11 protein-coding genes and 2 pseudogenes are annotated in these 12,821 nt (G+C 64.6%); 3 read left to right on the top strand and 10 right to left on the bottom strand.

Translation table 11 applies throughout. The features are described 5' to 3' along the window. Window positions 1–2 precede the first annotated feature (2 nt). Window positions 3–529 (bottom strand): annotated as a pseudogene (locus tag HQ394_RS10110) (IS630 family transposase); the annotation flags it as partial. A gap of 85 nt (window positions 530–614) precedes the next feature. Between HQ394_RS10110 and HQ394_RS10105 the strand changes: the two are divergent. Then, window positions 615–1,976 carry an IS1182 family transposase gene (locus tag HQ394_RS10105; protein WP_190260069.1) on the top strand — a complete coding sequence of 454 codons (1,362 nt, stop codon included), beginning with the start codon at window positions 615–617 and terminating at the stop codon, window positions 1,974–1,976. Window positions 1,977–2,103: 127 nt separating this feature from the next. Here the strand turns inward: HQ394_RS10105 and HQ394_RS10100 are convergent. The 4 genes and pseudogenes from HQ394_RS10100 to HQ394_RS10085 form a co-directional block, all read right to left on the bottom strand. Continuing rightward, a pseudogene (locus tag HQ394_RS10100) lies at window positions 2,104–2,528 on the bottom strand (helix-turn-helix domain-containing protein); the annotation flags it as partial. A gap of 90 nt (window positions 2,529–2,618) precedes the next feature. Beyond that, window positions 2,619–3,632 (bottom strand): aldo/keto reductase, encoded by a 1,014-nt coding sequence (locus tag HQ394_RS10095; RefSeq protein WP_190260151.1) that lies wholly within the window; start codon window positions 3,630–3,632, stop codon window positions 2,619–2,621. A 64-nt stretch (window positions 3,633–3,696) separates the two neighbouring features. Further along, window positions 3,697–4,599, bottom strand: a complete 903-nt coding sequence (locus HQ394_RS10090; RefSeq protein WP_263053797.1) for an NAD(P)-dependent oxidoreductase — start codon at window positions 4,597–4,599, stop codon at window positions 3,697–3,699. Between the two features lie 247 nt (window positions 4,600–4,846). Continuing rightward, window positions 4,847–5,779, bottom strand: a complete 933-nt coding sequence (locus HQ394_RS10085; protein ID WP_190263244.1) for an S-methyl-5'-thioadenosine phosphorylase — start codon at window positions 5,777–5,779, stop codon at window positions 4,847–4,849. Window positions 5,780–5,975: 196 nt separating this feature from the next. On the opposite strand from HQ394_RS10085, the gene HQ394_RS10080 reads away from it, so the two are divergent. Beyond that, window positions 5,976–6,962 carry a HEAT repeat domain-containing protein gene (locus HQ394_RS10080; protein ID WP_190260149.1) on the top strand — a complete coding sequence of 329 codons (987 nt, stop codon included), beginning with the start codon at window positions 5,976–5,978 and terminating at the stop codon, window positions 6,960–6,962. 8 nt (window positions 6,963–6,970) lie between these two features. On the opposite strand, the gene HQ394_RS10075 is transcribed toward HQ394_RS10080, so the two are convergent. Continuing rightward, window positions 6,971–7,627 (bottom strand): cation transporter, encoded by a 657-nt coding sequence (locus HQ394_RS10075; RefSeq protein WP_190260148.1) that lies wholly within the window; start codon window positions 7,625–7,627, stop codon window positions 6,971–6,973. Between the two features lie 108 nt (window positions 7,628–7,735). Here HQ394_RS10075 and HQ394_RS10070 point away from each other — a divergent pair, with 108 nt between their 5' ends. Continuing rightward, window positions 7,736–8,200, top strand: a complete 465-nt coding sequence (locus tag HQ394_RS10070) for a MerR family transcriptional regulator (protein WP_263053714.1) — start codon at window positions 7,736–7,738, stop codon at window positions 8,198–8,200. A gap of 501 nt (window positions 8,201–8,701) precedes the next feature. Here HQ394_RS10070 and HQ394_RS10065 read toward each other — a convergent pair. From HQ394_RS10065 to HQ394_RS10050, 4 genes are all read right to left on the bottom strand, one after another. Beyond that, a complete protein-coding gene (locus HQ394_RS10065; protein WP_190260147.1) occupies window positions 8,702–9,256 on the bottom strand; it encodes a hypothetical protein in 555 nt (184 codons plus the stop codon). A 177-nt stretch (window positions 9,257–9,433) separates the two neighbouring features. Then, complete coding sequence (gene purH, locus HQ394_RS10060) at window positions 9,434–11,005, bottom strand: bifunctional phosphoribosylaminoimidazolecarboxamide formyltransferase/IMP cyclohydrolase (protein ID WP_190260146.1); 1,572 nt, start codon at window positions 11,003–11,005, stop codon at window positions 9,434–9,436. A 171-nt stretch (window positions 11,006–11,176) separates the two neighbouring features. Further along, a complete protein-coding gene (locus HQ394_RS10055; protein WP_190260145.1) occupies window positions 11,177–12,181 on the bottom strand; it encodes an MBL fold metallo-hydrolase in 1,005 nt (334 codons plus the stop codon). Window positions 12,182–12,245: 64 nt separating this feature from the next. After that, entirely contained in the window at window positions 12,246–12,761 is a 516-nt protein-coding gene (locus tag HQ394_RS10050; RefSeq protein WP_190260144.1) for a hypothetical protein, read from the bottom strand. Window positions 12,762–12,821: the final 60 nt, after the last annotated feature.

Below are 12,821 nucleotides of genomic sequence, written 5' to 3'. Positions count from 1 at the left end.
TCCTACCAGTCTGGATCGTATCCGCAGGCGCTGAAGTAGTTTGCGCACTCGGCTGGGGTGAAGTCGTCGGCGAAGCGGCCGATGGCGGCCCAGAGGGCTTCGACGGTGCGCTCGGCGGCCTTGCGGAGCAGGGCCTTGAGCTTCGCGAACGCCTTCTCAATGGGGTTGAAGTCGGGGCTGTAGGGCGGCAGGAAGAGGAGGCTGGCGCCCGCGTCCTTGATCAGCGCGTCGGTGCGCGGCCCCTTGTGGCTGGACAGGTTGTCCATGATCACGATGTCGCCGGGGCGGAGCTCGGGGACGAGCACCTTCTCGACATAGGCATCAAAGGCGTCGCGGTTGATCGCTCCGGTGAGCACGAAGGGGGCGATCATGCCGCGCATGGTCAGGGCGCCGACGAAGGTCGTGGTCTTCCAGTGGCCATGGGGAAGCCCATGCGCAGCCGCTCGCCGCGGGGCGCGCGGCCGTAGGTACGGCCCATGTTGGTCTTCGCCCAGGTCTCGTCGATGAACACGAGGCGCTCCGGGGCTAGCAGCCTGTCGGACTTAACGCGAGGCGGAGCTGTGGGTTATAGAATCCGGGCATGGATTCACGCCCCCGGCCCGGACCTCTTCGGCATGAGCAACTTCCGCCCGATCGACCGCGACAGCGGATTTCTGATGCCGCCGTCGGTGGACGAGTGGCTTCCGCAGCGGCACTTGGCGCGGTTCGTGGTGGAGGTGATCGCGGGGCTGGATCTGCGGCCGATGACCGGCAGCTACCGTGGCTCTGGGGAAGCGTCCTACCACCCCAGCCTTCTGCTGGGCATTCTGATCTACGGCTACGCCACCGGGGTGTTCTCCAGCCGCAAGCTGGAGCGGGCGACCTATGACAGCGTGGCGTTCCGCTTCATCGCGGCGAACGATCATCCGGACCATGACACCATCGCCGCGTTCCGCCGACGCTTTCTGCCGCAGATCGAGAAGCTGTTCGTCCAGGTGCTGGTGCTCGCGCGCGAGATGGGCGTGCTGAAGCTGGGAACGGTCGGGCTCGACGGGACCAAGGTCCACGCCAATGCCAGCCGGCACAGCGCGCTGTCCTATGACCATGCGGGCAAGCTGGAGGCCCAACTGCAGGCCGAAGTGGCCGATCTCATGGCCAAGGCAGAAGCGGCGGACCAGGTGGACATCGCTGACGGCATGTCGATCCCCGACGAACTGGCGCGACGTGAGGAACGGTTGTCCAGGCTCGCCGAGGCCCGGGCGAAGATCGAGGCCCGCGCGAAGGAACGCTTCGAACGGGAGCAGGCAGACCATCAGGCGAAACTCGCAGCACGGGACGCCAAGGCAGCGGCCACCGGCAAGAAGCCCACGGGCCGTGAGCCGAAGCCGCCGGTGGCGACGCCGCTGCCCACGGATCAGATCAATCTGACCGACGAGGAAAGCCGCATCATGGCGGTGGCGGGCGGCGGTTTTGAGCAGTGCTACAATGCGCAGGCGGCGGTGGCGGCGGGCAGTCTGCTGGTGGTGGTCGCCGACGTGGTGCAGGCGCCCAACGACAAGCAGCAGCTTACACCCATGCTGGACAAGATCGGCACTCTGCCGGACGTGCTCGGCAGGCCGGACATGCTGTTGGCGGACAATGGCTACTTCAGCGAGGCGAATGTGCAGGCCTGTGTGGCCGGCGGGATCGAACCGCTGATCGCACTTGGTCGCGAGGCGCATCATCTCAGCCTGCAAGAGCGCTTCGCTGCGGCGCCACCGGCGCCCGAAGACCCCACCCCGGTTCAGGCGATGGCGTATCGGCTGCGCACGCCGCAGGGCCGCGCGCTCTACGCCCTGCGCAAGCAGACGCCCGAGCCAGTGTTTGGCATCATCAAGTCCGTGCTGGGGTTCCGGCAGTTCCTGCTGCGCGGGCTCAATGCCGCCCGTGGCGAGTGGAGGCTTGTAACCATGGCATGGAACCTGAAGCGGATGTTCGCCCTCAGCCGCGCCGTCTAGCCTGCGCGGCCAGTTCCGCAGGCGCGCCAGCGCGACCGCACCGCCCAAAATGGCGCTGACAGAGGCGCCGACGCACCGATCCCTACGCAGGTCCGGCGACGCCCGAGACGCAAGTCCGACAGGCTGCTAGGTCGATCTGGCCGTCGAACCACGCCTCGCGCTGCTTCAGGATGTCGGGGCGGTCCTGTTCGGTCGCATGGCCGGTCTTTTTTTGCGCGTCAGCCCGTGGCGGCGGAAGAACCGCTGCAGCGTGCCGTAGCCGAAGCCGTGGCCCCGCTCGGCCAGCGTCGCGCGCAGCTCTTCGGTGGTGACGTCCGGCGTCGCCTCGATCAGCTGCCGGATCAGCGCGCCTTGCGCCTCGACGCGGGCGGAGCGGCGGTCGCCGCCGAGCGGGCCAGGGCGCGGATCACCCTGCGTCCGCTCCAGCGCCCGCCATCGGCTCACGCTAGCGGCGCTGACGCCGAACCGCGCCGCCGCCGCGCGATGGCTCGCGCCTTCCGCCACCGCCTTGAGAACCCGGACGCGAAGATCGAGGGAAAGCGCTGTCGACATGTCCACCGGCCTCCTCCTCCGGCAGACATCTTGAATCAGAACCAGCCCCCAATGGGAATCCCCAACGATTCACTCAGATCGGCCTCCGCTCTAGCGCTTTTCCGGCCGTACCGTATTCGGCCGGCGGCGGGGTGGTGCCATGAACGCTGGCGACACCGGATCGGTGACGCAGTGATTGAGGATCGCGTCGATCTCGGCTTTGCTGGCCTCGTCGATGTGCCAGCCATCCACGTCGTGCATTGGATCGAGCTGTGCCGGATCGCGGGCGCCCCAGAGGGCGACGGTCGGTCCCTGATCGAGCACCCAGCGCAAGGCCAGCGTCAGCACCGATTTGCCGAAGCGATCCTGCGCCAGCCGTTTCAGTGCTTCCACTGCGGCAAGATACTGGCGAAACCGAGCGTTCCGGAATTTGGGATCGACTTTGCGTAAATCATCGCCATCAAAGGTGGTCTCCGGTGTTATCCGACCGCTGAGCAGGCCGCGACATAATGCGCCATAGCTGAGGACGGTGAGACCGCTGCTCGTCGCATAGGGCAGCACATCGGCCTCGATCTCGCGCTCGAAAAGGTTGTAGGGCGGCTGAACGGCGTCGAGCCGGGTGACCGCACGGAAGGCATCCATCTGCGCTGGGGCATAGTTGCTGACGCCAATGGCGCGGATCTTACCCTGGCGCTGCAGATCTTCCAGCGTCCGCGCCGTTTCCTCGATCGGGGTTTCGAAGTCCGGCCAGTGCACCTGATAGAGGTCAATGACGTCCGTCCGCAGCCGCCGCAGCGAGTCGTCGATCTCCTGGCGAATCCGTTCCGCCCGCGAGTCGCGGTACACCTGGCCATTCTGCCACGCCAGGCCGACTTTGGTGGCGATCTGCACCTTATTGCGCAGACCGCCTTCAGCGAGCGCTTTGCCGACGATTTCCTCCGACCGGCCAAAGCCGTAGACGGGGGCGGTATCGATCAGCGTTATGCCCCGCTCGACCGCAGCGCGGATGGTGGCGATGGATCGGGCTTCATCGCTGCCGCCCCACATCCAGCCACCGATCGCCCAAGTGCCGAGACCGATGCGGGATGTGCTGAGGCCGGAGGCGCCAATCGCGATCTCTTCCATGCATTACCTCACTGGAAGCAGGTTTGGCGAAAGTGTTCGTGGACGCGTGAGCGGCTGGTCGTTCTCAACGGTAAGGCACGCCCGCATCCTTTGCCGCCAGACCGCCGATCGCCGACCAGTCGAGATGGTCGCCGCCTTGCGCGAGCAAGGTGAGGAAGCGGTCGCGGAGCAGGCTGGCCAACGGCATCGGCACACGAAGTTCGTCCGCGGCGGCGAGGGCGAGGCGGATATCCTTGTAGCCCAGCGGCGCGGCGAAGCCGGCCGGCTCGAAATTACCGTCAGCCACCAAGCCACCATAGGTGGAATACACAGGTGCGTTGAAAAGCGTCGAGGTGAGAATTTCGAGATATTGTCGCCGGTCAATTCCGGCCTTACCCACCAGCGCCATTGCCTCGCCCAACGATTCCATTACCGAAGCAATGAGGAAATTGCCGCTGATCTTGATCAGATTGGCAATCTGCGGCGTCTCTCCCACGACGAAGGTTTTCTGGCCGATGGCGTCGAGGACTGGCGTCGCTGCTTCGATTGCCGCCGGTTCGCCGGCAGCGATGACGAACAGTTGACCTGCTGCCGCCAGATGCGGCCGGCCAAATACCGGTGCGGCAACGAACCGCTGCCCAACGTCGCGATGGGCAGCCGTCAGCCGCTCCACCAGAGCGACGCTGATCGTGCTCGAAGAGATGTGGAGGGCGCCGGCCGGCAGACTGGCAGCGATGCCACCGTCGGCGAAAACCACACTTTCGACTGCTTCGTCATTGGCGAGCATGCTCAGCACCGCATCGCCACCGCAGGCATCAGCGATGCTGGCCGCGGCGCGTGCCCCCTGGGCGATCAACGCGGCTGCCTTCTCCGGCGAGCGATTGTAGACGCAGAGCTCATGGCCGGCCTGCAGCAGGTTCGCCGCCATCCCGGCGCCCATCCGTCCGACGCCGATCATCCCCACTCTCATCGCTTTGTGCTCCCTGATCCTTGAATTTCTGATTCAAGTCCGCCGCGCGTCTGTTTGCGCTGCTGCTTCCAAAGAGGTGCGCACCCGGTTGCTCTTCGCCGCGATCCCGCGCCATCGCCCCGATCATATCTGGGCGATGGCGTCAGCTTTGCGAGGTGGCGTCGATAACCTCGCCGTGACGGCGATCGGGAGTCTGCGAGGTCGTGGGGCGCGGGGAGTCGGTGAAGCCGCGTCGTATCCGCCCCACCGGTGAAACGTACGCCGCCTACGGGTTGCCCACATTCCCCATGATGCGGCCGGCGACGGCGTCGAGCTTGGCGGCAAGGTCCGGGCTGCGGGCGTGGGGTGGCGTGATCACCGCCGTCGCGAGTGCGGTGTGACAGCCCTGATGGCAGGCGACGTTGCGACCGGCCAATCGTGGCACCAGGGCCTTGATCAGCGCCCGCGCCCGATCGGCATTGTCGTTGAGCACCTTGATCAGCGAGTCGACCGTCACGTGGTCATGGTCGGGATGCCAACAATCGAAATCGGTGACCATGGCAAGGCTGGCGTAGCACAGCTCCGCCTCACGAGCGAGTTTCGCCTCTGGCATGTTGGTCATGCCGATGACGTCGCAACCCCAGCCGCGGTAAAGGTTGGATTCGGCGAGGGTGGAGAACTGTGGGCCTTCCATCACCAAGTACGTGCCGCCATTGACGATCGGGATGCCGACCTCCTCGCCGGCGGCGAGGATCTCTGCACCGAGACGGGAACAGACCGGGTGCGCCATGCTTACGTGGGCAACGAACCCCTCGCCGAAGAAACTCTTCGCCCGGGCGAAGGTGCGATCGATGAATTGATCGACGAGGACGAAGGTTCCCGGGGGCAGGTCCTCGCGCAGCGAGCCGCAGGCGGAGAGTGAAACGATTTCGGTGACGCCCTGGCGCTTCAGTGCATCGATGTTGGCGCGGTTGTTGAGGTCGCTGGGCGGGATCCGATGGCCCCGGCCGTGGCGCGGCAGAAAAACCGCCTTCTGATCGCCGATATAGCCGAGCAGCAGTTCGTCGGAGGGCTCGCCCCAGGGCGAAGATGCCCGCAACCAAGCGGACCCGGTGAGACCATCGATGGCATAGAGACCGCTACCACCGATCAAGCCGACTACGGGCGGTGTTCCTGGCGGCTGATCGGTTGACCATTGCCGGGAGGCAGCGTGGGCCAAGGGATCGGCGGCAAAACCACTGGGGGATTCACTCAAGGCTGCCGGATCCTTCGTTGCCAGCCGTCGGAAACTATCGCGTCCACGCAGCAGTGAAGCACCGTTGGCGCATCGACGCAACTGCTGGCGGGGAGGTGATCGCCGGCCGCACGGCCGCGACCGCTTGCGCTTGAACCGCGGGCAGGGTTATCTGGCAGCTATGACCAATCGTTGCGCACGACCCGTCTTCGATCGCCGGCGGCGAAGGACCGGCTCGATCATCGCGACGTCGGTCGTTTGCCTGTTCGCGACGGTCCTCGGCGGCCTCGGCTACGGCCAGGGCGCAGCGCTGGCAAAGGCAGCGAGCGACGACGCCAGCGTCCGCATCGAGCGTGGCCGCATCTCGGCCGAGGTGGCGGAGGTGCCTATCGTCGTTATCCTCACCCAGGTGGCGCAAGGCACCGGGGCGAAGATACTCGTCCGCGGCGAATTGGGACTTGCCCGGCCACAGTCGTTCAGCGATGTGCCGATACAGGACGGCCTCGAACGGCTGGTGGCGCCCAATCACCTGATGGTGGAGTATGCCCCCTCGGCCAGCGGCGTCGCCAGTCGCATCACCCGCATCCGTGTGTTCGGCCCGGGGGCGGAGACAGAGAAGGCGATTGAGCCACAGGCGATCGGTCCCGGCTCATCGCCTCCCAAGGATACGGTCGCCCGCGCCGTGGTGACGCCCTTCGACGGCAACCTGGGCTGGACCTATGACGATGACTCAACCTTGCCGCCGCTGGCGCTCCGGGTGCGTAAGATCGGCACCATCTATCCCACCTCAGGCGACGACGGGGTCAACGCCCTGGGAGAGGTGATCGAAAACGATCCCGACGTTCAGGTGCGGGTGGCGGCACTGCGTGCCCTGACCCAGTTCTCCGGCGAGTCGGGCTATGCGCTGGTGCAGACGGCGCTTGTCGACGAAAGCCCCGAAGTCCGTCTTGCGGCGATCAATGCCGTCGATCCGACTGCCAATGAACCGTCGCCGATGTTGTTGGAACTGGTGGCCAATGCCGACGAGCAGGAGCGCTTGCGCCTCGCCGGCATCGAACGCCTCGCCGGCTACCGCGAGCGCGAAGAGGTGCGAGCGTTGCTGCACGACCTGGAGGGCGCGGAAAACGCCCGCGTGCGCGCGGCGGCGAAGGCGCTGCTGCAGCGCTAACACGGCGGTTAGGCCGGGGTGGACTCGCACCGGGCGGACTCGGGCGTTTCCAGACCCGGCCGCAGTTCGCGGCGGGCACTGCGAATGATCTGCAACGATGAGGACATGAACAGGGCTGCCATCACCAACGCGACGGCCAGATCGGGCCAGGCTGTACCAGTTATGGCGACACCGGCAGCTGCGGCGATGACCGCCAGATTGTTGATCGCATCGTTGCGGCTGCAAAGCCACACCGAGCGGACATTGGCGTCGCCGTTGCGGAAACGAAAGAGCAGCAACGCGGCGATCAGGTTGGCCAACAGCGCCAGCAAACCGACCGCACCTATGACGCTCGCTTCCGGCGAGCCCTGAACGACAAAACGATAAAGACTAAAGCCAAGCACCACCAACGCCAGTACGGCCAGGCTCACACCCTTCGCCAATGCGGCGGTGGCACGCCAAGCGAGCGGCAAGCCGATCACCGCCAAGGTTACGCCGTAGGTGAGCGTGTCGCCGAGGAAATCAAGGGCATCAGCCTGCAGCGCCTGCGACTGGGCAATAAAGCTCGACGTCAGTTCGGTGATAAACATCGCGGCATTGATCGCGATAACCGCTATCAGCACCCGTCGGTAGCCGGTGGAGGCACCGTCAAATGCCTTGCTGGCGCAGCCGCAGCCTTGTGCCATGAAAACCTCCGCTCGCCTGTCGTGGCTTACAACCCGCCTGCTTGCAGGCGTCGCATCGCCGATCAATCTGATGATGCAAGCTGTAGCGACTACAGGTTCAAGGGAAAAATGTCGGACAACCGCTTGCTGACAATCGGCCGCTTGGCTGCTACCACCGGCTGCAAGGTAGAGACGATCCGCTACTACGAGCGGATCGGGCTGTTGCCGGCGGCTGAGCGCACCTCGGGCAATCAACGCCTCTATGACGATGCGGCGCGCCGCCGCCTCAGTTTCCTGCGTCACGCCAGGGAACTTGGCTTTCCGCTTGCGGCGATTCGCGAGCTGTTACGGCTAGCCGATCATCCCGATCAGCCATGTTCGTCGATCGATCGCATTGCCCGCGGCCATCTTGCCCAGGTTCGGCTGCGATTGGTGCGATTAAGGGCGCTCGAGACGGAGCTAGAGCGGATCATCACCCAATGCCGCGGCGGAGCGGTGGCGGATTGCCGTGTAATCGAATCGTTGGCCGATCATCGCCACTGCTTGGCCGCGGATCACCACCCGGAGATGCCGACACCGCTGGAAGATAACTGACGACGGATGACCCAACCCGTCCGGACTGTGTCGGCGCGGCAGTCAGTTGCCGAAGGGCCAGAAGGTGATCAGACCGATGACCATGGAAACCAGCGCCAGGGGCACCACAAACTCGCTCATAATATCGTGCAGAAGAGAATGTTTCACCGCAAGTGGTCCTCATGTCGGGATCAAGATGCCTAGGGAGATGATGCTATACCCAGGCCCGTGCATCGACTGTGATCGGCACCACACAACGCATGGGTGCCGGTTACGTAAGAAGGTCTCCGTTCGCGAGCCATTAAATTGCCGCGCTAAGAGATTTCGCCGTTTCCCCCACGAAACGTGAATGTCGGCGTCATTCCCTACGCAAGGAACGCGCCAGTTCACGATCCGCATGGCGATCGTGACGTCCTCGTTGGGGAGCGATGGCATGGTGCGAGCGAGAGCAGCACTTAGATGAAAATAGAATCAGCGCCTGGGTTGAGGGGCGTTGCGCCGCCCTTGATAGGCGGCCGCCGACTAGCCGAGGCGGCTGAAGTCGATGTAATCGACGCAGTCGCGATTGTAGTGGGAGACAACGATTCGCTCCGCCGTAATGCACACGTCGCTGGCGGCGGGAACATCGTCCCTCGGGCCGAAGGTGATGTAGACGAGTAACTGCGGTGCGCGTTCGAGAATGACCACGGATCGTTCGCAGGTCTGCAACAGCCGGACGATGTGCGGATGCACATGCGGGAAATGCGATCCCGGGTCCTCCAGCGGGCCGAAAACGCCGATCCGGCGCCAGCGGAAGGGAACGGCGTCGTTGAGTTCGAAGGGCATGCCGGTTTCGCGCAACGTCTGCAGCCGACGCTGCAGCCGGTTAAGCATCACCCACCGTTCCCGCAGCGAAACGGCACCAGTCACGTGCGGCGAGGCGCCGTGCCATAGCCACATCGTGCTGGCGCTCAGCACCAGCAATGGCAAGGCAAAGGTACGCCCGATCTGTGTCAGAGCACCCGGCCGCGCTTCATCGACAGCGGGAATGGCGCCGCTTCGGCTATAGGCCACATCTTGAGAGTGCGGCAGTCCCATCAGGAGCGCTTTACATTCTTAACGCGAATTAATTTCAATCATAGTCTCGGCACGTTTAGCGGTAAACCATCGAATTGTAAAAACGGGCGTTACCGCCATCCCATGCACGCACTGCTTGGCATGCCCGCCAAGGATGGCAGGAAGATGGCGTACCCGGCCGGCGTGGCGCCACCGGCTTTAGTGGCGGAAATGCCGCAGCCCGGTGAACACCATCGCTATATCCCGTTCGTCTGCTGCGGCGATGACCTCGGCGTCGCGAACCGAACCGCCTGGCTGGATCACTGCCGTAGCGCCGGCATCGGCGCAAACCAGGAGACCGTCGGGAAAGGGAAAAAAGGCATCCGAAGCGACAACCGAGGCGGTCGTCCGTGGCGTCATTTCCCCCGCTTCCTGGCGCACATCCTCGGATTTGCTCACCGCGATGCGGGCGGCATCCACACGGCTCATCTGTCCGGCGCCGACGCCGATGGTCGTGCCAGCTTTGCAGAAGACGATGGCGTTGGACTTCACGTGCTTGCAGACGCGATAGGCAAACAACAGGTCGGTCATTTCGGCGTGGGTGGGCGCACGTCGGGTGACGACCTTGAGGTCTTCGCCCGTGGTCAGTATGTCACGCGACTGGGTGAGGAATCCGCCGGCGAGCGAGCGGAAGACGATTCCAGGATGACCGGCGTCCGGTAGCGCGCCGGCGACGAGAACCCGCAGGTTCTTCTTGTGGGCAAGCACAGCCGCGGCCTCGGCGTCAATCGCCGGTGCGATGATCACTTCAAGGAACAGTTTGCCCATTTCGGCAGCGGCCGCGGCATCGATCGGCCGGTTGACGGCGATGATGCCGCCGAAGGCGCTGACCGGATCGCAGGCAAGTGCCTTCAAATAGGCCTCGGTGATGCTTTCACCCACGGCCACGCCACAGGGATTGGCGTGCTTGATAATGGCGACCGCCGGCTCGGCGAACTCGGCAACGAGTTCGTAGGCGGCATCCGTATCGTTGAGATTGTTGTAGCTGAGTTCCTTGCCCTGGATCTGCTTCGCCGAAGCCACGCCCGGGCGTGGGTCGTTGATGCTATAGAGGGCTGCCGATTGGTGCGGATTCTCGCCATAGCGCATGGCTTGGCGGCGCACGCCGGCAATGATCAGTTGCTCGGGGAAAGTTTCGCCCGCCACCGCCGCGAACCAGCTGGCGATCGCCGCGTCATAGGCGGCGGTGCGGGCAAAGGCCTTCGCCGCCAACCGCCGGCGCAGGTCCGGCGTCGTGCCGCCACCCTGCTGCTGCATCTGCTGCATCAGCGGCTCGTAATCGGCGGGATCGACGACGACGCAGACAAAGGCGTGATTCTTCGAGGCGCCGCGAATGAGCGCCGGACCGCCGATATCGATGTTCTCGACGCATTCGTCGAAGGCCGCGCCGCGGGCGACCGTCGCTTCGAAGGGATAAAGATTGACCACCAGGAGGTCGATGGGCTGGATGCCGTGCGTCTGCATCGCCGCCTCGTGCGCGGGATTACCGCGGATGGCGAGTAGTCCGCCATGCAGCGTTGGCTGCAGCGTTTTCACCCGCCCGTCCATGATCTCGGGAAAGCCAGTGTAATCGGCAACTTCGATCACCGGGACGCCGGCATCGCGCAGGGCCTTGGCCGAGCCACCTGTGGAGAGGATTTCGACGCCGGAGGCGGCAAGGAACCGACCCAGGTCCTCGATCCCCCTCTTGTCGGAGACGGAAATCAGCGCGCGGCGGATCGGCATCGGCATGGCAAGAAACTCCTCGGCCCGCGCGGGCTGCCGCAGCGGGGCATCGCAAGCATTAGTGTCAGGAGAGGCGCAGGGGTGCGCCCCGTTCGATGAACTCCCCTATAGCAGACGATGCAACGATGTGCACTCGCCCGCCTGCCCATCTGGCGCCCATTCCAGCCGCGGATTCGCCTAGAAAGTCACCGAATCGCCGTTGCCAAGGAAGGCGTGGCTGCCATGGGCGGCAGTGGAATGGCGCGAATAGCGCAGATAGGCGTCGGAGCCCTCAACGATCGGGACGCCGTGCGTCGCTGCCTTCTCCGCCCACATCCAGCCGGTGCAGTGGTTGCAGCCCATCTTCACCATCCCCGATGCCTTGACCTCCTCGATGATGGTGTCGAATTCCGGCTTCCATTGATCGAAAATGCTGAGGTGCAGGCCGCCGTAGCAGCCATAGAGGCGCTCCTGGTGAAATCGCGTCCGGGCGAAGTCGAGCAGAGTCATGATTCCGGGGTGGCCGCAGCCGGTGACGGTGACGATGCCCTTGTCGGCGACGTTTATATAAAGAACGTTCTCACCGCGGACCCTGAGCAGCATCGACGCATCGAACATGTGCATGGCGACGCCGGGAAATAGCCGATAAAGGCCGCTGCCATCTTCACCCTCGGGTGAGGTCAGGGTGAGTTCGCCGGCATAAGCCACCGCGTTAGCGCAGATGTCCACCGGCCGGCCAGCACTATCGTCGACGCGGATCACCGCCCTTTCCTGGAGCAGCGCCTGGTCTTCGCTCGACCAAGTGGCGGGTGCATAGAGCGGCAACCGCGGATCGTGTTTTAGCGTCGTCTCGATCCCCCAGAAATGGTCCAGGTGCCAGTGCGACAGCACCATAAGGTCGATTTCACCCCGCTCGAGCATGCGATCGATACCATGACGGGCGTAGGCTTCGTCCATCCAGGCGCGATTCCAGCCCGTATCCAGCAGAATGCGTCGCACCGCGCCGTCGAGGCCGGTAATGGTCAGCAAGGCCGAGTAACCGCCGGCATTCTCGGGAGTCCAAGCGACACGGTACTGGCTCTGTTCGCTGCCGCCGTAGGCGACCATATCTGCCTTGAAAGTCGCATCGTCGAACCAGCCGGTCTCGCTGATCACGTCGACCCGAAGGCTTTCCACCGCGCCGAAATCGAGCCGATTGTTCATCGCCGTTTCCTCCTGCTTCTTTTCCCCATTCCCGCCGGCCGTGGCCGTTGCTACCGAGCAATGCCTAGGCGCTTGCCGCCATGGTTTTTCCCTGGGTGACGTGCACGTTGACGGCGCCATGGCGCTCGAGGATCGACATCGCCTGCGCCAAGCGGCTGGGATCACCGACGTTGACCCAGAGGATCAGGCTGCCGGCGTCGAGGGCGCGGGCGAATTCCTCGGTGTGCGGTTTCGCCGTCACTTCCTGCAGCATGTCGCGGATAGCGGCGCCGCCGACCGCAGCACCGATCACCGCCGCCAGCGTCGCTGCCGCCGGACCGCCGGCAAGAACGATCGCCCCTGACGCCACCAGCGGGCCTTCGTATTTGAGTTCGCCCACCATCGCCACCAACGCGTCGCGCCACGAGGTGGCCGACTGCCCCGCGGCATCGATGGAGTCATGCGAAGCGAGCACGCTCAAGTCACTGCGGGTAAAGCCGGCGGCCTGCAGTGACTTGACCGCTGCCTCGAACTCGTCCCTGGTGGCGATCACCCCCACCACCTCCGTCGGGAACGTTACGCCCGTTTGGCTGCCGCTCATCGCCGGATATTCCTTCCCTCAGTTTGCCCGTCAGTCTGGTTTCGTTGCCCGTGCGGCGGT

The organism is Defluviicoccus vanus (genome assembly GCF_014672695.1).
Classification (GTDB): Bacteria; Pseudomonadota; Alphaproteobacteria; order Rhodospirillales; family Defluviicoccaceae; genus Defluviicoccus; species Defluviicoccus vanus.
This window is presented reverse-complemented; position numbering and strand designations above follow the sequence as displayed.

Excerpts from the sequence above, each read along its gene's own strand:
- HQ394_RS10095 (WP_190260151.1), bottom strand. The coding sequence starts at position 3,632 with ATGGAAGAGATCGCGATTGGCGCCTCCGGCCTCAGCACATCCCGCATC.
- HQ394_RS10070 (WP_263053714.1), top strand. The coding sequence starts at position 7,736 with ATGTCGGACAACCGCTTGCTGACAATCGGCCGCTTGGCTGCTACCACC.
- HQ394_RS10055 (WP_190260145.1), bottom strand. The coding sequence starts at position 12,181 with ATGAACAATCGGCTCGATTTCGGCGCGGTGGAAAGCCTTCGGGTCGAC.
- HQ394_RS10065 (WP_190260147.1), bottom strand. The coding sequence starts at position 9,256 with ATGGGACTGCCGCACTCTCAAGATGTGGCCTATAGCCGAAGCGGCGCC.
- HQ394_RS10080 (WP_190260149.1), top strand. The coding sequence starts at position 5,976 with ATGACCAATCGTTGCGCACGACCCGTCTTCGATCGCCGGCGGCGAAGG.
- HQ394_RS10050 (WP_190260144.1), bottom strand. The coding sequence starts at position 12,761 with ATGAGCGGCAGCCAAACGGGCGTAACGTTCCCGACGGAGGTGGTGGGG.
- HQ394_RS10105 (WP_190260069.1), top strand. The coding sequence starts at position 615 with ATGAGCAACTTCCGCCCGATCGACCGCGACAGCGGATTTCTGATGCCG.
- purH (WP_190260146.1), bottom strand. The coding sequence starts at position 11,005 with ATGCCGATGCCGATCCGCCGCGCGCTGATTTCCGTCTCCGACAAGAGG.
- HQ394_RS10075 (WP_190260148.1), bottom strand. The coding sequence starts at position 7,627 with ATGGCACAAGGCTGCGGCTGCGCCAGCAAGGCATTTGACGGTGCCTCC.